Below are 18965 nucleotides of genomic sequence, written 5' to 3' on the forward strand. Positions count from 1 at the left end.
CTGAACAAGCAAACGCCCCGACTGGTTCGGGGCGTTTTGCTATGTGCTGAAAATCCCTTGTGCCGCAGGTTGCCTGTCCATGGGAGACGATGCTAGGTTTAGCCACCGCCCGTGTAGCTCAGTCGGTAGAGCAGCGCACTCGTAACGCGAAGGTCGCAGGTTCGATTCCTGTCTCGGGCACCATTCCCCTCGTTATTTCACCTTCCTGTTCAACTCCTCGACCGTACGCTTGAGCTGGTCGATGTCACGATCCTGATCGCTGAGTTCGCGTTTCAGGGACGAAATCTCGCTGTTGTTCGAACTTGAGCTGGAGCCGCTGTTGCGCTTGAGTTCTTCCACTTGCTTGGCCAAGTCGTTCAGATCGCTTTGTTGTTCCTTGATCGTGCGCTTGAGATCGTCGATCTCTCTGCTGCTGGAGGTGGAGCTGGACCCGCTGTTGCGCTTGAACTCTTCGATCTGGCGAGCCTGCTCGCTGAGGGTGCGTTTCTGGCTTTCCAGCTCGGCAGTGTTGTCCTTCACCGCTTTTGGCAGGTTCTCCAGGTCGCCCACGCTGATGTTGCTCTTGATGAGTATGTCCTTATCGAAGGAATTGCGAAGTCCGGGAATGTTGTCGGAGGGCAGCGACGTACCGGAGGAAACCTCGACGGCCGCTTGAGTGCCGCCGGCTAATGTCAGGCCGCCGAGTAGCAAGAGGGTGGTAGCAAGCCGGGTCGACGATCGTTTTGAAAAACTGCGCATCACTGGGGGTCCTTGTGAAGTGCCGATATGGCACATGGCTATGACTGGTTGTTTTAACCGATGTTCCCTGGTCCCTCGTTTCTATGGGCCGGATCTTTTGTGGAATAGATGTAAAGAACCATGTAAATCGCCGGTAAAACGTCCTATATTCTTTGCCTGCATGAGCATTGCCCAGCAGTTTTCAAATGATCCCCAGAATGGTCCTGAAGGCCAGGTAAACCGGGCTTCACACGGTTTCTTGCGTCAGAGAGATCCTTGATGATCCAGATCCATCTTCCATTCCCCAGATCAACGAGAACGCCATGACTGTTAAACCATTGTCCCAAGAAGCCAGACACGAAGAAGCACTGAAGAAGTACGTTCTGGATGCGCCGCAGTTGCTGGAAGAGATCAAGGACTTGTCCGCCGACGATCAGAAAGACCAGATCCAGTGGGCGTTCGAGGATGAGGCCGAAGCCCAGGGGCTGCAGCCTTGGGAGTTGACCCTCAAGTACACCAGCACACCTGAAGAGTTCGAGGCGCAGCGCCTTGCGTTGCACAAGGAAGCGGCCGAGGTGCTGGGTGTTGAATGGGAAGAATACTGCGAGATGAATAATCTGGTGGTTTGAAAAAACGCGGCACGATTGAACGCTGTGGCGAGGGAGCTTGCTCCCGCTGGGCTGCTCAGCAGCCCCAAAGACAGGGCCGCTTCGCGCTGGAGCGCCAGCCCGGCCCGGCGGGAGCAAGCTCCCTCGCCACGGTTTTATTCTTTTGGATGCTTGTCAGAGGCTCAAGCGCATCGACAGGTCCACCGCCTTCACATCCTTGGTCATCGCCCCGATTGAGATGTAGTCCACCCCGGTCTCGGCAATCGGGCGCAACGTGTTTTCGTTGATTCCGCCGCTGGCCTCCAGCTTCGCCTTGCCGCCGTTCAGGCGCACGGCTTCACGCATGTCGTCCAGGCTCAGTTCGTCGAGCATGATGATGTCGGCGCCGGCCGCCAGGGCTTGTTTCAATTCTTCCAGGCTTTCTACTTCGACTTCCACCGGTTTGCCCGGGGCGATCTTGTGGGCGGCGCAAATGGCCTGGGCGATGCCGCCGCAGGCGGCGATGTGGTTTTCCTTGATCAGGAACGCGTCGTACAGACCGATGCGGTGGTTATGGCAGCCGCCGCAGGTCACGGCGTACTTCTGGGCAAGTCGCAGCCCAGGCAGGGTCTTGCGCGTGTCCAGCAGCTTGACCTGGGTGTCGGCGACAAAATCCGCCAGGTAGCGTGCCCGGGTGGCAACGCCCGAGAGCATCTGCAAGAAGTTCAGCGCGCTGCGTTCGCCGGTCAACAGCGAGCGGGCCGGGCCTTCAAGATGAAACAGCGCCTGATCTGGGTTCGCCCGTTCGCCGTCGCGCACTTGCCAATGCACCGCGACGCGCGGGTCCAGTTGCCGGAACACGGCATCGACCCAGGCCGTACCGCTGATGACCGCCGCTTCGCGGGTGATGATGGTGGCCTTGGCCAGGCGTTCGGCGGGGATCAGTTGCGCGGTGATGTCGCCACTGCCGATGTCTTCGAGCAGCGCGCGGCGCACGTTGGCTTCGATTTCGGCGGTCAGATCGGCGAGACGTAGATTCGGCATGACAGGCTCCACAGACAAAGTGGGCCGATTATAGGGCCAGGCCGTGAGCGAACCCAAGGCGCGGGATGTCTACCGCAGGTATTGAAACGGTATTTGGTCGCCTCCTCGCAACGTTTGCGCATTTGTCCGGTCACTTATTGCGCTGGATTTCGAGTTGGATCACAGAGTCCGCTGGTGCGACGGGGTTGTTTTGCAGATAATCCGCCTTTCGATTGACGTCATGTCTTTGACGTCCAGCGCCGAAGAATGCCGTTACAGGAGGTCGGGATGCACAACGACGGGAATGTAGTGCCTTTACACAAGGTTTCTGCCGATCAGGCGATTCGCTCGCCCCTCGCCCGTCTGCCTGTGATTCTGCTTCAGGTCCGCGACAAGGCCGCCCAGCAGTTACGCCAGGGGTTGCAGGGGCTGTTCGATAATGCCGACGACACCCTGTTCGAAATGGCCGACCGGGCGCGTCACAATGTCGACCAGAACTTGTATTTCGAGGCGATGCGGGACCTGCGGCTCAAGCGCAAGAGCATCGAGCGCGAGTTCATCGAACAGTTTTTCGAGGCGTTTGTCAGTCTTGCCCAGTACGACCTGACCCACGCCACCCTGGCGCCCATCCTGGCGCAAGGTAGCCCGGCCCAGCGCGGCCATGACGACCTGGAGCGCCACCTGGCGGTGGAGGCCATGGTCACCCGGGTGCTCAGCCGTGAAGGCGGCGCCCTCGATCAATTGACGGTCCGGCTCAGTGCACTGCTGGCCCGGCCGCTGTCGAGCCAGCAAAATCCCCTGAGCCCGACGCTGCTGTGCGAAAGCTTCCTGCAGGCGGGGCGCAACCTGGGCGTGGGGATCAAGGTCAAGCTGATCCTGCTCAAGCTGTTCGAACGCTATGTGCTCAGCGAGTGCGACCAACTCTACGCCGAGGCCAATCAATTGCTGGCCGCCACTGGCATCCTGCCGGACCTCAAGGTGTCGCCGTCGCGGCGCGCATCGGATCGCGCCGAGGACCATCCCCGGCCCAAGAACGAGGCGGCGGCGAAGTCCCGGGCCGGTGAAGTCGACGACAGCGTGCAGGAAGTGTTCGCGGCGTTGCAGAAGTTGTTGCAACGGGTCCGTGGCAGCGTGGCGCCGACCCTGGAGGTCAGCGCGCCGGCCCAGCCGATCTCCACCGGTGATCTGTTGCGCCTGTTATCCCATTTGCAGCAATACGTGCCGGCACCGGCGGTTCAGGACGAGTTCGATCTGCGCAGCCAGCTCGAGCAACTGCTGACCCGGGTCAGTGTGCGCAGCGGCAAGTCCCGGGTGGTGGAAGGCGCGGACGAGGACGTGATCAACCTGATCTCGATGATGTTCGAGTTCATCCTCGACGACCATAACCTGCCGGACTCTTTCAAGGCGCTGATCGGCCGCTTGCAGATCCCGATGCTCAAGGTCGCGGTGCAAGACAAGAGCTTCTTCAGCCGAGGCAATCACCCGGCCCGCCGGCTGCTCAATGAAATTGCCGCGGCGGCCATGGGCTGTGGTGATTGCGATGATCATCAGCGCGACAGTCTTTACCAGCGCATCGAACAGGTGGTGCAGCGTTTGTTGAACGACTTCGTCGATGACCCGGCCATTTTCTCCGAGCTGCTGGCCGACTTCCTGGCATTCACCAGCGACGAGCGCCGCCGCAGCGAACTGCTCGAGCAGCGCATTCGGGATGCCGAGGAGGGGCGGGCCAAGGCTGAATGGGCGCGTCAGCGTGTCGAAGGGGCCTTGAATCAGCTCATGCTGGGCAAAGTGTTGCCGCTGGCGGTGGTTGAGTTCGTGCAGCAGGCCTGGAGTCAGGTGTTGCTGCTGACCTGCTTCAAGCACGGCGAGCGCTCAGCCGAGTGGCAGGCGGATGTCCTGACCCTTGAACAGTTGATCTGGAGCGTCCAGCCCCATGATGAGCCTGACGCGGGCGTGCGCTTGTTGGCGATGGTGCCGGAATTGCTCAAGGCGCTGCGCGATGGCCTGAGTCGCTCGGCGTTCGACCCGTTCGCCACCAGTGAGTTTTTCGCCGAGCTGGAGGTCTTGCACGTGCAGGCGCTCGAACGCATGGGCCAGGCGTCGGAGCAGGGCGAGTCGGCTGAGTCGCCGGTGATGGTCCGGGTGCGGGAAAAAATCTCACTGCGTGCGCCGCAGAAATCTACGGCGGACGCGTTGGTCGGCTTGCCGGCCGATGATGCGAGCTTGCGCCAGGTCGATCAGTTGCGACTGGGCAGTTGGGTCGAGTTCCAGGAGGACGAAGACAACCGCCTGCGCTGCAAGCTGGCGGCGATCATCGAATCCACCGGCAAGTATGTCTTCGTCAATCGCACCGGCCTGAAGGTTCAGGAGCACAGCCGTACCAGCCTGGCCCTGGAGTTTCGCCGGGGAGCGGCGCGCGTGTTGGACGATACGTTGTTGTTCGATCGGGCGTTGGAGTCGGTCCTGGGCAATCTGCGCCAGCTCAATCGCGGCAAGTGATCGTCTAGTGTCCTGTATCACGGCATACTGACGGCATCGACCGCTGTCATCGAAGGAACCTGTATGCAGTTGGACCCCGCGAGCGGTTGGTGCGATGGCGTGCGCCATTGCCCATCGCCCAACTTCAATGCGCGCCCCGAGGGCGAGATCTCCCTGCTGGTGATCCACAACATCAGCCTGCCGCCCGCGCAGTTCGCCACGGGCAAGGTGCAGGAGTTTTTCCAGAATCGCCTGGATGTCACGGAACATCCCTACTTTGCCGGCATTGCCGATCTGCGCGTGTCTGCGCATTTTCTGATCGAACGTGACGGTGCCGTTACCCAGTTTGTCTCCTGTCTGGACCGTGCCTGGCATGCGGGTGTCTCGTGTTTCGAGGGGCGGGAAACGTGTAACGATTTTTCCCTGGGCATCGAACTTGAAGGCACCGATGATCTGCCCTTCACTGACGCTCAGTACGTCGCGTTGGTGGACCTGACCCGGCAGTTGCAAGCGGTGTTCAGAGCGATCACGGTGCCGCGCATTTGCGGGCACAGCGATATCGCGCCGGGGCGCAAGACCGATCCGGGACCGGCATTCGACTGGGTTCGCTATCGTGCGGCCCTGACAGAAGGGGAAGGACAATGAGTTTTCTGGTTTTGCTGCTGGCCGTCTGGATCGAGAAGTTCTCGGCGTTGCGCCAGCGCGTCCAGCGCGACGGTGGCTGGCGGCACGAGCTGAACAGGCTGGAAGCAAGCCCGCGCTTGCTCAACCGGCCCTGGCTGGTGCTGCTGGTGATGATCCTGCTGCCCGCGGCACTGCTGGCGTTGCTGCTGTGGATGCTGGAGCCGGTAGCCTATGGTCTGCTGGCATTGCCGGTGCATCTGCTGGTGGTGATTTACAGCTTGGGCCGCGGTGATCTGCTGGCGGCCCTGGGACCCTTTCGCGACGCCTGGCGGCGGGAGGATCTGCAGGCAGCCGTCCATGTGGCCAAGCGCGACCTGGGCCTTGAAGCCGGCAACGGTGAGCAGTTGTTGGCGCGGGTTCAGGGGTATGTGCTGTGGCAGGCCTACCAGAGCTTTTTCGCGGTGATTTTCTGGTACTTCCTGCTGGGGCCGGTCGCGGCGCTGAGCTATCGACTGCTGGCGCTGGCGGCCGAGCATAGCCAGAACCCTGGCGTGGCCGAGCGGGCCGGGCAATTGCGCCATGCCTTTGACTGGGTGCCGGCGCGTCTGCTGGCGGCGAGTTTCGCCCTGGTGGGCAATTTCGTGGCCGTCAGCCGGATCATGTTGCATGAGCTGCTGAACTGGAACATCAGCGCCGCCCAACTGATCGATAAGGTCGGCCTTGTGGCGGGCGAAATACCCGAACCTGCGCCGGGTTCGGACGGCATCAACAGCCTGGATCGGCTCTGGGAACTGCTGCTGCGCGCGGCGGTGCTCTGGTATGCCGGGTTTGCGTTGTGGACGGTGTTGGCCTGATCAACGTAGCTGCAGGGTTGTAGCAAGACGCTTTTGTAGCGAGGGAGCTTGCTCCCGCTCGGCTGCGCAGCAGTCGCAAGACCGGACAAAGCGATCCTCCGGAAGAAACCCCGGGGCCTGCTTCAGGCCAGCGGGAGCAAGCTCCCTCGCCACGGTACGCGTTTCAGGACTACAGTCGTTAACCTTAAGTTACAAATCCTCCCGCCTTTTTAGGCTATACAGGGGCAGCGCCCGAATAGTGGCTTTCTGCTGTCTCTGCGCGCACTCATAAAAATAAGAACATTCCCGGGAGGCTTCCTTGTGAAGAGTTTGCTCTGGCCCGCTGTCGCGCTGATGAATCGCCTGAGCTTCGGCATGAAGTTCAGCCTGATCAGCGTGTTGTTCCTGTTGCCGATGCTGGTGACCAACTTCTTTCTGGTGCGCGATTCCTATCGGGAATGGCTGGGTACGCAAGTGGAGCTGCAAAGCCTCGACCTGCTGGGCAGCAGCCTGGCCCTGCGCCGGGATCTGGAAACCCTCAACAACCTGGTGCAGATCAACGCCAGCCTGGGTCAATCGGGCAAGGCCGGTGATGTCGAAGCGAAGATCGGGGTCCTTGAGCAACAAGTTCTCGCACGCCTGCAAGGCCTGCGCGCCGTGGCCGTCGAGCCTGAGCAGGCCATCGCTTTCGATGCCAAGCGTGATGAGCTGATGGCGGCCTTCAAGGCGCAGCAGGGCGAACGCTCGCTGCAAAGCAAAAGCGCCCTGATTGGCAAGTTGCTCAACCATGCGCAGATGTTCAGCCAGCTCATCGCCAGCCAGGCGGGACTGGGCCGCGACCATCAGGGGGATATCCGTCAGCTCAGTGAGCTGAGCATCGGCGTGACACCCAGGGTCACCCAGACCCTGGGCGAAGGGCGTGCGCTGGGGGCTTCGTCATTGGGGTTGGGGTTTCTCAATTCGGCGTCGAGTACCCGGTTCGACGAGTTGCTGGCCCAGATCGAAAAACTCCAGGGTGAATATGACTTGAAGCTGCAAGACGCCCTCGGCGCCAGCAAGGCTGCCGACCAGGCGTTGGCCGGGCTGGCCAATGACAGCAAGGGCACGCTCAAGAAGGCTTCGGAATTGATCGAGGAACACGTGGTGATGGCCGACACCCTCGATGCGCCCTGGCTGGGGTTCTATGAGCAGATCAGCGGCCTGATGGAACAGACTTACCGGCTCGACGACGCGACCTTGGGCTTTCTCGGCGCCCAGTTGCAGCAGCGCCTGGAGCAGAATCGCAGCCACATGGTGCTGCAAGCGATGGCGCTGGCCGCGGTGTTCCTGTTGATTGTCTACCTGTACGCCGGTTTCTACGCATCGACCCGTACCACGCTCCGGTATTTGGGGCGGATGATGGACAAGGTGGCGGCCGGCGACATGACGGTCAATTTCGTGGCCCGCAGCAAAGACGAACTGGGCGAACTGGGTGAGGTGTTCAACGGTACGGTGGCGAAGATCCATGACCTGATCGAGCAGGTCGGCCGCACCGTCGTCGAGGTCGAGCGCCAGGCCGGGCAGGTGGAAACGGTGTCGGCGCGCAGCAACCAGGCCGTGGCCGGGCAACGCAGCCAGATCGAACAGGTGGCCACGGCGATGAACCAGATGTCGGCGACGGCCCAGGAAGTGGCGCGCAGCGCCGCCGCGGCGGTGAGCAGCGCCCACAGCGTGAACGACGAGACGCTCAGCGGGCGAGGGTTGGTGGAGTCGCAGCAAGGCAGCATTGTCCGGTTGGCCGGCGAGATCGACCAGTCGGTGCAGGTGATCAATCAGCTGGCGAACGACAGCCAGGCCATCAGCCGTGTACTGGAAGTGATCAAGAGCATCGCCGAGCAAACCAACCTGCTGGCCCTCAACGCCGCCATCGAAGCGGCCCGGGCCGGTGAGCAGGGGCGCGGTTTCGCGGTGGTGGCCGATGAGGTCCGCACGCTGGCGAAGCGGACCCAGCAATCGACCGAGGAAATCGAAGCGATGATCACTCGGCTGCACGGCGGCGTGGGGGCGGCGGTCAGGGCAATGGGCACCAGCCATGAGATGGCCAGCGGCACGGTCGGCCAGGCGGAGAAGGTCCAGCAGGCGCTGGAGAATATTCTCGGTGCGGTCGGCATGATCGTCGATCAGAACCAGCAGATCGCCGCCGCTGTGGAGCAACAGACCGCCGTGGCCCACGACATCGATCAGAACATCGTCGAGATCAACCGCGCGGGCGAGCGCACGGCGCAAGGTGCGCACCAGACCGAAGACGCCAGCCGCGAACTGTCTGCCCAGGTGGTGCGGCTCAAGCAGTTGATCAATGCGTTTCGGGTGTGATTCCAGGCCCACCACAAACCCGCTCCCACATGTTTTTACCAGTTGAACAGTTGGCGGGCGTTGATGCTGCTGGCCTCGGCCAATCGCTCCGGGCTCACTGCCATGATCCCGGCCAGCGCCTCGCAGATCGCCGGCAGATGCGCCGGGCTGTTGCGCTGGCCGGGGAACATCGCCGGGGCCATGTCGGGTGAGTCGGTTTCCAGCACCACGGCGTCGAGTGGCAGTTTTGCCAGGACCCGGTGCATGCGCAGGGCCTGGGGCCACGTGGCGGCACCGCCCAGGCCGAGCTTGAAGCCAAGCTTGAGGTATTCGCGGGCCTCTTCATAACTGCCGGCGAAGGCGTGGATGATCCCCCCGCGCTTGAGGCCAATGCGCTTGAGGGTCGCGATCACGTCGGCGTGGCTGCGGCGCACGTGGATCAGCGCCGGCAGCTCGAACTCCGCCGCCAGTTGCAGTTGCGCCTCGAACAGCGCCTGCTGACGCTCGCGATCCAGGGTCTGGATGTAGTAATCCAGGCCGATTTCACCCACCGCGCACAGCTGCCGGTGCCCAGCCAGACGGTTCAGCCATTCGCGCAGTTGCACCAGGTCGTCGGGACGATGCTGGTCGAGGTACACCGGGTGCAGGCCCAGGGCGGCGTGCAGGTCGGGGTCGCTTTGCACCAGGTCCCAGACCCGTTGCCAGTTGTCCCGATACACCCCCAGCACCACCATCTGCCTTACCCCCAGGGCGCGGCTCGCTGCCAGCAGTGCCGGGCGATCTGCGTCGAAGTCCGGGAAGTCCAGGTGGGTGTGGGTGTCGATCAACGCCATGCTCGGGTCCTGGTCAATGCTCAGCCTTGGTGAATGCGCTGCTTGAACGTCCGCGCAATGGCTTGCACGCCCGGTTGGTAGTCACCGTTCTCGATGGCTGCCAGGGCCAGCTCCAAGGCCTTGTCGGCAATCAGCTGATGCTGTTGGGACATGGCGTTGACCGGCAGCGGCAGGAAGTCCAGCAATTGCGTGTCACCAAAGGTGCCCAGGCGCAGCGGGCGCGACTTGAGCGGGAAATCGTGCAGCGCGTCGAACACGCCTTGCAGCAGCACGTAGGAGGTGGTCACCAGCGCATCGGGCAGATGCCCCAGGCGAGTGAGCATTTCATTCATCAGTTGCCGGCCGCACTCACGGCTGAACGACTCCCCGTGTTCGATCAGCACCTGGCCTTCGAAACCGGCCAGGGCTTCGCGAAAGCCGGCGGTCCGTTCCTGGCTGATGCTCAGTTCGGGACGGGCATTGATCAGGGCGATTTGTCGGGGTTGGGTCTGGAGCAGGCTGCGGGTCAGTTGCAAACTGGCCTGGTGGTCGTCGCTGATCACCGAGCAGAAATGCGCAGGTTCCATCACCCGGTCGATGGCGATGATCGGAATGCCCTTGGCTTGCAGTTGCTGGTAGCTGTCGTCCCCGGTCGGCAGGCAACTGGCGACGATCAGGCCGTCGCAGCGCCGGGCCCGGAACAGCTGCAACAGTTGCCGTTCACTGTCGGGGGCGTCGTCGGAGCTGGCGATCAGCAACTGATAGCCCCGCGCGCGGGCACCTTGCTCCAACAGCTTGGCAATGCGTGCGTAACTGGGGTTTTCCAGGTCGGGCAAGATGAAGCCCAGCGTGCGGGTATGCCGACTGCGCAGCCCGGCGGCCTGGGGGTTTGGCGTAAAGCCATGCTCCTGGACCACCGCGCGCACCCGTTCGACGGTGGCGCTGCTGATGCGTTGCTGTTCGGCCTTGCCGTTGATGACGTAGCTGGCGGTGGTCACTGACACACCGGCCAGTTGGGCAATATCGCTGAGTTTCAACCCGGTTTCCCTTTGTTTTTTCGAGTTAGCCCGACAAATAGGGCCATCCTACCCGATTAAGAATGACCGTCGCTGTCTGAACGCGAACGACAAGTTGCACTTCAAGGATGAGAGATTATCGAGTAACGTGCCAATCTTTCTAGATTAAACGTTTCAGCAAGCGTATTTTCAAGGCTAGCAGGATTTTTGGCCCTTCTGCCGTGATCACGCCAAAAGTCATCCTGCAACGCTAAGCTGATTCATTCAAAACAATACCTGGCGCCAATTGGCCGCCAAAAAGGAGAAAGCATGCTCGAGCTCACTCTAGAGCAGATATCCATGGCTCAGACCGCTGTGGATAAAGACGCTGCACTGCAACTGCTCGCCGACAAACTGGTGGCCGATGGCTTGGTGGCTGAGGGTTACCTCGCCGGCTTGCAGGCTCGCGAAGCCCAGGGCTCGACCTTTCTTGGCCAAGGTATTGCCATCCCCCACGGCACCCCGCAGACCCGCGACCTGGTTCATTCGACCGGTGTGCGTCTGCTGCAATTCCCTGAGGGCGTGGATTGGGGTGATGGTCAGATCGTCTACCTGGCGATTGGTATCGCGGCCAAGTCCGACGAACACCTGCGCCTGCTGCAACTGCTGACCCGCGCCCTCGGCGAGACTGACCTGGGCCAGGCCCTGCGCCGTGCCGGTTCCGCCGAAGCGTTGCTGAAGCTGCTGCAAGGTGCGCCGCAGGAACTGGCCCTGGATGCGCAGATGATCGGCCTCGGTGTGTCGGCTGACGATTTCGAAGAATTGGTCTGGCGTGGCGCCCGTTTGTTGCGCCAGGCCGACTGCGTGAGCAACGGCTTTGCCGGGGTCTTGCAGCAAGTGGACGCGTTGCCCCTGGGCGATGGCTTGTGGTGGCTGCACAGCGAACAGACCGTCAAGCGTCCGGGCCTGGCCTTCGTCACCCCGGACAAACCGATTCGTTACCTGGGCCAGCCCCTCAGTGGCCTGTTTTGCCTGGCCAGCCTCGGCGAGGCGCACCAGGCCTTGCTGGAAAGGCTCTGTGCGCTGTTGATCGAAGGCCGTGGCCACGAACTGGGCCGCGCCACCAGCAGCCGCAAGGTGCTGGAAGTCTTGGGCGGCGAGCTGCCTGCCGACTGGCCCAGCGCACGCATCGGCCTGGCCAACGCCCATGGCCTGCATGCGCGTCCGGCGAAGATCCTCGCCCAGTTGGCGAAGAGTTTCGAAGGCGAGATCCGCGTGCGCATCGTCGATGGCCAGGACAGCGCCGTGTCGGTCAAGAGCCTGAGCAAGTTGCTCAGCCTCGGCGCCCGTCGCGGCCAAGTGCTGGAACTCATCGCCGAGCCGAGCATTGCCGCCGATGCGCTGCCGGCGTTGTTGGCGGCCATTGAAGAGGGCCTGGGCGAAGACGTCGAGCCGCTGCCGCCATCGAGCGCGCCGCAGGAAGCGGTCGTGGCCGAAGTTGCCGAGGTCGTGGTGGCGCCCGCACCGGGGAGCCTGGTCCAGGCCGTTCCCGCCGCGCCGGGCATTGCCATCGGCCCGGCCCATGTCCAGGTGCTGCAAGCCATCGACTATCCGCTGCGCGGTGAGTCGCCGGCCATCGAGCGCGAGCGTCTGCAAAATGCCCTGAACCAGGTGCGCCGCGACATCGAAGGCCTGGTCGAACGCGCCAAGGCCAAGGCCATCCGCGAAATCTTTATCACCCACCAGGAAATGCTCGACGATCCGGAGCTGAGCGACGAAGTCGACACTCGCCTGAAGCTGGGCGAGAGCGCACAAGCGGCGTGGATGGGCGTGATCGAAGCCGCCGCCAAAGAACAGGAAGCCTTGCAGGACGCCTTGCTCGCCGAACGTGCCGCCGACCTGCGCGACGTCGGTCGGCGGGTGCTGGCGCAACTGTGCGGCGTCCAGACCCCGAGCGAACCCGATCAGCCGTACATCCTGGTGATGGACGAAGTCGGTCCGTCCGATGTGGCGCGCCTCGACCCAAGTCGCGTGGCGGGGATTCTCACTGCCCGAGGCGGCGCCACCGCTCACAGCGCCATCGTTGCCCGGGCCTTGGGTATTCCAGCGCTGGTGGGCGCCGGTGCGGCGGTGTTGCTGCTGGCGCCGGGCACCTCGCTGTTGCTCGATGGCCAGCGCGGTCGCCTGCACGTGGACCCCGACGCCGCCACCTTGCAACGCGCCGCTGAAGAGCGTGACACCCGCGAGCAGCGTCTCAAGGTCGCTGCCGAGCAGCGTCATCAAGCGGCGCTGACCCGTGACGGTCATGCCGTGGAAGTGTTTGCCAACATTGGCGAGAGCGCCGGCGTCACGGGCGCGGTGGAGCAGGGCGCCGAAGGCATCGGCTTGTTGCGCACCGAACTGATCTTCATGGCCCATCCTCAGGCACCGGATGAAGCGACCCAGGAAGCCGAATACCGCAAGGTGCTCGATGGCCTGGCCGGGCGACCGCTGGTGGTGCGCACGCTGGATGTCGGTGGGGACAAACCGCTGCCGTATTGGCCGATCGCCAAAGAAGAAAACCCGTTCCTTGGCGTGCGCGGCATTCGCCTGACCTTGCAGCGTCCGCAGGTCATGGAAGCGCAACTGCGGGCCTTGTTGCGTTCGGCGGACAATCGACCGTTGCGGATCATGTTCCCGATGGTCGGCAGCGTCGAGGAATGGCGCCAGGCCCGGGACATGACCGAGCGCTTGCGCCGGGAAATCCCCGTGACGGACCTGCAACTGGGGATCATGATCGAAGTGCCGTCCGCCGCGTTGCTGGCACCGGTGCTCGCCAAGGAAGTCGACTTCTTCAGCGTCGGCACCAACGACCTGACCCAGTACACCCTGGCGATCGACCGGGGTCACCCGACCCTGTCGGCCCAGGCCGATGGCTTGCACCCGGCGGTGCTGCAACTGATCGACATCACCGTGCGCGCGGCCCATGCCCATGGCAAATGGGTCGGCGTGTGTGGCGAGCTGGCGGCCGATCCACTGGCGGTGCCGGTGCTGGTGGGCCTGGGCGTGGACGAACTGAGCGTTTCGGCCCGCAGCATTGCCGAGGTCAAGGCGCGGGTCCGCGAATTGAGCCTGGCGCAGGTACAAACCTTGGCCCAAGAGGCATTGGCCGTGGGCAGCGCCGACGACGTGCGCGCATTAGTGGAGGCCTTGTAATGGCTAGGATTCTTACCCTGACCCTCAACCCGGCGCTCGACCTCACGGTAGAGTTGGCGCGGCTGGAGCCGGGCCAGGTCAACCGCAGCGATGGCATGCACTGCCACGCCGCAGGCAAGGGCGTGAACGTGGCGCAGGTGTTGGCCGACCTCGGCCATACGCTGACGGTCAGCGGCTTTCTGGGCGAGGACAACGCCCAGGTGTTCGAGACCCTGTTCACCCAGCGTGGTTTTGTCGACGCTTTTATCCGCGTCCCTGGCGAAACCCGCAGCAACATCAAGCTGGCCGAGCAGGACGGGCGCATCACCGACCTCAACGGGCCGGGCCCGGTGGTCGATGAGGCTGCCCAGCAGGCCTTGCTGGAACGACTGGACAGCATCGCCCCCGGCCACGACGTGGTCGTGGTGGCGGGGAGCCTGCCCCGGGGCATCAGCCCGCAATGGTTGCAGGCGTTGATCGCGCGGTTGAAAAAACTCGGCTTGAAGGTCGCCCTCGACACCAGCGGCGAAGCCTTGCGCGTTGCGCTGGCGGCGGGGCCCTGGCTGATCAAGCCGAACACCGAGGAACTGACCGACGCCCTGGGTTGCGAGGTGGTGAGCGAGACGGCCCAGGCGCAAGCGGCGCAGCGCCTGCACGTCCAAGGCATCGAGCACGTGGTGATTTCCCACGGTGCCGACGGCGTGAACTGGTTCAGCGTCGGTTCGGCGCTGCATGCCTCGCCGCCCAAGGTCAGTGTCGCCAGTACCGTGGGCGCCGGGGATTCGTTGCTGGCGGGCATGCTGCATGGCCTGCTCAGCGCCGACACCCCGCAGCAGACCCTGCGCACCGCCACGGCCATCGCGGCCATGGCGGTCACGCAGATCGGTTTTGGCATCCACGACACCGCGTTGCTGGCGTCGCTTGAACAGGGCGTGCGCGTGCGCCCCCTGACAGAACAATAAGAGGGTTCGCAAGATGAAATTAGCCATTGTGACGGCCTGCCCGAACGGCATGGTCACCAGTGTGTTATGCGCCCGTCTGCTGGACGCGGCGGCCCAGCGCCAGGGTTGGAGCACCAGCGTCGAAGTCCATGACGCGGCCCATCCGGAACGCCAGTTGTCGACGGCCACCCTGGAGGCCGCCGAGTGGATCTTGCTGGTCGCCAGCGGCCCGCTGGACTTGTCGCGTTTCGTTGGCAAGCGCGTGTTCCGCAGCACCCCGGCCCAGGCCCTGCAAGACGTCGATTCGCTGCTGCGCCGTGGCACCGAAGAGGCCCAGGTGCTGCAGGCCGCGGATGTCGTCGCGGACGAACCTTCGGCGCAGCCCGGCGAACGCGCCCCGCGGCTGGTGGCTATCACCGCGTGCCCGACCGGCGTCGCCCACACCTTCATGGCCGCCGAAGCCTTGCAGCAGGCGGCGACGAAATTGGGTTATGAGCTGCGAGTGGAAACCCAGGGCTCGGTCGGTGCGCGCAATCCATTGAGCGCCGACGTCATCGCCGACGCTGATGTGGTGTTGCTGGCGACCGACATCGAAGTCGCCACCGAGCGTTTTGCCGGCAAGAAAATCTACCGTTGCGGCACTGGCATCGCTTTGAAACAGGCCGAAGCCACCCTGAAAAAAGCCTTGGCCGAGGGGCGTGAGGAAAGCGTGGCGAGCGGGGCGGCAAGCCCAGCCAAAGCGGAAAAAAGCGGGGCCTACAAGCACCTGCTGACGGGGGTGTCGTTCATGCTGCCCATGGTGGTGGCCGGTGGTTTGTTGATCGCCCTGTCGTTCGTGTTCGGCATCACCGCGTTCAAGGAGCCTGGCACGCTGGCGGCGGCGCTGATGCAGATTGGCGGCGACACGGCGTTCAAATTGATGGTGCCGTTGCTGGCCGGCTACATCGCTTATTCCATCGCCGACCGTCCGGGCCTGGCGCCGGGCATGATCGGCGGGATGCTGGCGAGCACCCTCGGTGCGGGCTTCATCGGCGGGATCATCGCCGGTTTCCTCGCCGGTTATGCAGCCAAGGCGATCAACCGCTACGCGCGCCTGCCCCAGAGCCTGGAAGCGCTCAAGCCGATCCTCATCATCCCGCTGCTGGCGAGCCTGTTCACCGGCCTGGTGATGATCTACGTGGTGGGCAAGCCGGTGGCGGGCATGCTCGAAGGCTTGACCCATTTCCTCGACAGCATGGGCACCACCAATGCGATTCTGCTGGGTGTGCTGCTGGGGGGGATGATGTGCGTCGATCTCGGCGGGCCGATCAACAAAGCGGCCTATGCCTTTTCGGTGGGGCTGTTGGCTTCCCAGAGTTACGCCCCGATGGCCGCGACCATGGCTGCCGGCATGGTCCCGCCGATTGGCCTGGGCATCGCCACCTTCATCGCCCGGCGCAAATTCGCCCAGACCGAACGTGAGGCCGGCAAGGCGGCGCTGGTGCTGGGGTTGTGCTTCATCTCCGAAGGGGCGATTCCGTTCGCCGCCAAGGACCCGCTGCGAGTGATCCCGGCCAGCATCGCCGGCGGTGCGCTGACCGGTGCATTGTCGATGTACTTCGGCTGCAAACTCATGGCGCCTCACGGCGGGTTGTTCGTGATGCTGATCCCCAACGCCATCAACCATGCGCTGTTGTACCTGCTGGCGATTGTCGCGGGCAGCCTGTTGACGGCCGTGGCGTATGCGCTGCTCAAGCGCTCGGAAACGGTGGAGATGGCGTTGGAGCCGGCCAAGGCGTGATCGCTTTTCTGTGAACACCAATGGCCCCCCTGTGGGAGCGAGCCTGCTCGCGATAGCAGTGCATCAGCAACAACCCTGTTGTCTGACACTCCGCAATCGCGAGCAGGCTCGCTCCCACAGGGAATGGGGTTGGCGGTCAATAGACATCCCGCCGATACCGCCCCTGCTCGATCAGCCGCTCCACTTCTGCCGCGCCCAGCACTTCGTTGAGCACCTGGTCCACCCCCGCGGCCATGCCCTGCAAGCTGCCGCAGATGTAGATCGCCGCGCCGTCGTCCAGCCATTGCTTGAGCAGTGGGGCGGCTTCGCGCAAGCGGTCCTGGACGTAGATCTTCTGATCCTGATCGCGGGAGAAGGCCAGGTCCAGGCGCTCCAGGTCGCCAGAGGTCACCCATTCCTGCAGCTCATCGCGGCAGTGGAAATCGTGTTCGCGATGACGCTCGCCAAACAGCAGCCAATTGCGCTGCATACCTTCGGCGATGCGGGCCTTGAGCAGGCTGCGCAGGCCGGCCAGGCCAGTGCCGTTGCCCAGCAGGATCATCGGTACACCCTGGCGTGGCAGATGGAAACCACTGTTGCGCCGCACCCGCAGGCTGATGGCGCTGCCCAGCGGTGCATGCTCGGTGAGCCAGCCGGAGCCGACACCCAGGCTGCCGTCGGGGTGACATTCCTGGCGCACGATCAGTTCGAGTACGCCATCGGCCGGAATCGAGGCAATGGAGTACTCACGCATCGCCAACGGTGCCAGCGCCTCCACCAGTGCCTGGGCATGCAGGCCCACCAGGTGTGCACGGTTCTGCGGCAACTGGCGGCTGGCCAATGCCTGCTCCAGGGTGTGCGGCAAGCCGTCGACCTGCACGCGCGCGTTGCCGCTAAGGCCCAGGCCGTCGAGGAAATGTTCGATGGCCCACAGGTCGTTGCGCGGCAGGACCTCCACCAGGTCACCGGCCAGCCAACTGCTCGGGCCGGGGGCGGAGAGACCCAGCAGGTACACGCCCGAACCGCTGCTGTCGGGGTTGAGCAAGGTGCGTTGGCCCAACGTCCAATGCTCGAAGGCGGGTGCCTGCCAGGTGTCGGTCGAGGGCTGGCCGGTCAGCTCGGCCAGTTGCTGTTGCCAGTGTCGCAACGCATAAGGGTCGCCGCTGTCGACTTCCACCGGGGCGAACAGGGTCTTGCCGCCGTGCTCGGCCAGCCAGGCGTGCAGGCGCCGGGCGAAGCCGCAGAAGTGTTGGTACTGCCGGTCGCCCAGGCCCAGTACGGCATAGCGCAGGTGCGCGAGGCTCAACGCCCGGCCCAGCACGTTGCGTTCGAAGCCCCGGGCGCTGTCCGGCCCTTCGCCGTCACCAAAGGTGCTGACGACGAATAACGCCTGAGTGCAGTCGTTCAAGTCTTGCTCGCTGAGGTCGGCCAAGGGTTGGACCTTCACCGGTAATCCACCGGCCTGGAGTTGGCCGGCGGTCTGCCAGGCCAGTTGCTCGGCGAAACCGCTCTGGCTGGCGAAACCGATCAGCCACGCCGGTGCATCGGTCGGGTTGGCGGACAGCACCTGGCGCGCCTGTCGGACCTGGCGTTTCTTGCAACGTCGGTCCAGGTACAGCAGCCAGCCGGTGATGAAGAACAGCGGCATGCTCAGCGCGGCGACGGTCACCAGGATCCGTCCGGCCAGGCCGAAATAGCTGCCCACGTGCAGCGCATAGACGCTGGTCAGCAACTGCGCCTTGAGGCTCTTGTCGCCGTAGCGGCTGTGCTGCTCGACCGTGCCGGTGGCCGGGTCGATGATGAGTTGATTCAGCGCCCGGTCGTGGGGCGAGTTCTTCAGCAGGTAGAACACCGTGGCGGGCTGGCCGGCCACCGGCGGCATGCGCACGTTATAAGACGACAGGTCTGGGCCGGCGGCGCTGTAGATGCTGCTCCACATGGCCCGATAGTCGGCCACCGGCGGCGGGCCGCTCGGCACCGGAGCGCGATTGCGTACCCGCTCCGCTTTCGGCGAGTCGGAGAGCAGGCGGGTCACGCCTTTGTTGTACCAGTCATAGGACCAGGTGAGCCCGGTCAGGGCGGCGAGCAGGTAGAACGCCAGGCACCACGTGCCGGCCACCGAATGCAGGTCCCAGTTGAAGCTGCGGCCCTTTTTCGCCCAGTCAAGGGTCAGCCATGCACGCCAGTTTTTCCATTGGCGCGGCCAGCGCAGGTACAGCCCGGAGAGGCAGAAGAACACCAGGATCAACGTGCACGCACCGGTGATCTGCCGGCCCACGTCATCGAGGGTCAGGACCCGGTGCAACTTGAGCACCACGTCGAAGAACGCCTGGCCCGTCACGTCGCCCATGAGTTGCGCGGTGTAGGGATTGAAATAGCGCATGGGGCCGCGCTTTTCCCCGGGAGGTGCGGCGAAAATCACCCGTGCGGCGTGCTCGCTGTCAGTCTCGACCCAGAGCATGGCGACGGTTTTGCCGGCGGTAGCCTCGATCTGCTCCACCAGTTCGGCGAGCGGCAAGACGCCGGTTGGTTGCTTCTCGACCATCAGCACCTGTGGGTTCAGTGCCCGCAGGATCTCGTCCTGGAACGAAACCGTCGCACCGGTAATGCCCATCAACGCCAGGACCAGCCCGGCACTGATGCCGAAAAACCAGTGCAACTGGAACAGGGTTTTCTTCAACACGTCACCCG

General features: G+C 63.6%; 13 protein-coding genes, 1 tRNA gene and 1 pseudogene. 10 read left to right on the forward strand and 5 right to left on the reverse strand.

Going from position 1 to position 18965, the window contains the following annotated elements; all coding sequences use genetic code 11:
• Positions 1-107 precede the first annotated feature (107 nt).
• A tRNA-Thr gene (locus ACODSJ_RS11450) sits at positions 108-183 on the forward strand.
• A gap of 9 nt (positions 184-192) precedes the next feature.
• Here ACODSJ_RS11450 and ACODSJ_RS11455 read toward each other — a convergent pair.
• Positions 193-738 carry a hypothetical protein gene (locus ACODSJ_RS11455; protein ID WP_489101888.1) on the reverse strand — a complete coding sequence of 182 codons (546 nt, stop codon included), beginning with the start codon at positions 736-738 and terminating at the stop codon, positions 193-195.
• A gap of 302 nt (positions 739-1040) precedes the next feature.
• Between ACODSJ_RS11455 and ACODSJ_RS11460 the strand changes: the two genes are divergently transcribed.
• The gene (locus ACODSJ_RS11460; RefSeq protein ID WP_489101823.1) at positions 1041-1346 is read left to right on the forward strand and encodes a DUF6388 family protein; all 306 of its coding nucleotides are present in this window, start codon (positions 1041-1043) and stop codon (positions 1344-1346) included.
• Positions 1347-1499: 153 nt separating this feature from the next.
• Here the strand turns inward: ACODSJ_RS11460 and nadC are convergent, their stop codons facing one another.
• Entirely contained in the window at positions 1500-2348 is an 849-nt protein-coding gene (gene nadC, locus ACODSJ_RS11465; RefSeq protein ID WP_489101824.1) for a carboxylating nicotinate-nucleotide diphosphorylase, read from the reverse strand.
• A 267-nt stretch (positions 2349-2615) separates the two neighbouring features.
• On the opposite strand from nadC, the gene ACODSJ_RS11470 reads away from it, so the two are divergent.
• From ACODSJ_RS11470 to ACODSJ_RS11490, 5 genes and pseudogenes are all read left to right on the forward strand, one after another.
• Positions 2616-4826: a DUF1631 domain-containing protein gene (locus ACODSJ_RS11470; protein WP_489101825.1), complete on the forward strand. Its 2211-nt coding sequence runs from the start codon at positions 2616-2618 to the stop codon at positions 4824-4826.
• Between the two features lie 63 nt (positions 4827-4889).
• Positions 4890-5450: a 1,6-anhydro-N-acetylmuramyl-L-alanine amidase AmpD gene (ampD, locus tag ACODSJ_RS11475; RefSeq protein ID WP_489101826.1), complete on the forward strand. Its 561-nt coding sequence runs from the start codon at positions 4890-4892 to the stop codon at positions 5448-5450.
• Positions 5447-6283 carry a regulatory signaling modulator protein AmpE gene (gene ampE, locus ACODSJ_RS11480; protein WP_489101827.1) on the forward strand — a complete coding sequence of 279 codons (837 nt, stop codon included), beginning with the start codon at positions 5447-5449 and terminating at the stop codon, positions 6281-6283. The genes ampD and ampE overlap by 4 nt, the downstream gene beginning before the upstream one ends.
• Positions 6284-7567: 1284 nt before the next feature.
• A pseudogene (locus ACODSJ_RS11485) lies at positions 7568-7756 on the forward strand (HAMP domain-containing protein); the annotation flags it as partial.
• A gap of 153 nt (positions 7757-7909) precedes the next feature.
• Positions 7910-8614: a methyl-accepting chemotaxis protein gene (locus ACODSJ_RS11490; RefSeq protein ID WP_489101889.1), complete on the forward strand. Its 705-nt coding sequence runs from the start codon at positions 7910-7912 to the stop codon at positions 8612-8614.
• Between the two features lie 35 nt (positions 8615-8649).
• Here the strand turns inward: ACODSJ_RS11490 and ACODSJ_RS11495 are convergent, their stop codons facing one another.
• Positions 8650-9426 (reverse strand): TatD family hydrolase, encoded by a 777-nt coding sequence (locus ACODSJ_RS11495; protein ID WP_489101828.1) that lies wholly within the window; start codon positions 9424-9426, stop codon positions 8650-8652.
• 20 nt (positions 9427-9446) lie between these two features.
• Complete coding sequence (cra, locus tag ACODSJ_RS11500) at positions 9447-10442, reverse strand: catabolite repressor/activator (protein WP_489101829.1); 996 nt, start codon at positions 10440-10442, stop codon at positions 9447-9449.
• 288 nt (positions 10443-10730) lie between these two features.
• On the opposite strand from cra, the gene ptsP reads away from it, so the two are divergent.
• The 3 genes from ptsP to ACODSJ_RS11515 are packed head-to-tail and all read left to right on the forward strand — an operon-like array spanning position 10731 to position 16295.
• Positions 10731-13595, forward strand: coding sequence for a phosphoenolpyruvate--protein phosphotransferase (ptsP, locus tag ACODSJ_RS11505; protein ID WP_489101830.1), 2865 nt, complete (start codon positions 10731-10733; stop codon positions 13593-13595).
• Positions 13595-14536, forward strand: a complete 942-nt coding sequence (gene pfkB / locus ACODSJ_RS11510; protein ID WP_489101831.1) for a 1-phosphofructokinase — start codon at positions 13595-13597, stop codon at positions 14534-14536. The genes ptsP and pfkB overlap by 1 nt, the downstream gene beginning before the upstream one ends.
• A gap of 13 nt (positions 14537-14549) precedes the next feature.
• Positions 14550-16295 carry a PTS fructose-like transporter subunit IIB gene (locus tag ACODSJ_RS11515; RefSeq protein ID WP_489101832.1) on the forward strand — a complete coding sequence of 582 codons (1746 nt, stop codon included), beginning with the start codon at positions 14550-14552 and terminating at the stop codon, positions 16293-16295.
• Between the two features lie 136 nt (positions 16296-16431).
• On the opposite strand, the gene ACODSJ_RS11520 is transcribed toward ACODSJ_RS11515, so the two are convergent.
• On the reverse strand, positions 16432-18957 hold the full coding sequence (locus ACODSJ_RS11520) for a PepSY domain-containing protein (RefSeq protein WP_489101890.1): 2526 nt from the start codon (positions 18955-18957) through the stop codon (positions 16432-16434).
• Between the last annotated feature and the right edge of the window lie 8 nt (positions 18958-18965).

The sequence above is a fragment of the Pseudomonas sp. FG6 genome (genome assembly GCF_057809015.1).

What these genes read in the sequence shown, in the direction of transcription:
- ACODSJ_RS11495 (WP_489101828.1), bottom strand. Translation starts at nt 9,426, where the DNA reads ATGGCGTTGATCGACACCCACACCCACCTGGACTTCCCGGACTTCGAC.
- ACODSJ_RS11460 (WP_489101823.1), top strand. Translation starts at nt 1,041, where the DNA reads ATGACTGTTAAACCATTGTCCCAAGAAGCCAGACACGAAGAAGCACTG.
- ACODSJ_RS11455 (WP_489101888.1), bottom strand. Translation starts at nt 738, where the DNA reads ATGCGCAGTTTTTCAAAACGATCGTCGACCCGGCTTGCTACCACCCTC.
- nadC (WP_489101824.1), bottom strand. Translation starts at nt 2,348, where the DNA reads ATGCCGAATCTACGTCTCGCCGATCTGACCGCCGAAATCGAAGCCAAC.
- ACODSJ_RS11490 (WP_489101889.1), top strand. Translation starts at nt 7,910, where the DNA reads ATGTCGGCGACGGCCCAGGAAGTGGCGCGCAGCGCCGCCGCGGCGGTG.
- pfkB (WP_489101831.1), top strand. Translation starts at nt 13,595, where the DNA reads ATGGCTAGGATTCTTACCCTGACCCTCAACCCGGCGCTCGACCTCACG.
- ACODSJ_RS11515 (WP_489101832.1), top strand. Translation starts at nt 14,550, where the DNA reads ATGAAATTAGCCATTGTGACGGCCTGCCCGAACGGCATGGTCACCAGT.
- ptsP (WP_489101830.1), top strand. Translation starts at nt 10,731, where the DNA reads ATGCTCGAGCTCACTCTAGAGCAGATATCCATGGCTCAGACCGCTGTG.
- ACODSJ_RS11470 (WP_489101825.1), top strand. Translation starts at nt 2,616, where the DNA reads ATGCACAACGACGGGAATGTAGTGCCTTTACACAAGGTTTCTGCCGAT.
- ampD (WP_489101826.1), top strand. Translation starts at nt 4,890, where the DNA reads ATGCAGTTGGACCCCGCGAGCGGTTGGTGCGATGGCGTGCGCCATTGC.
- ampE (WP_489101827.1), top strand. Translation starts at nt 5,447, where the DNA reads ATGAGTTTTCTGGTTTTGCTGCTGGCCGTCTGGATCGAGAAGTTCTCG.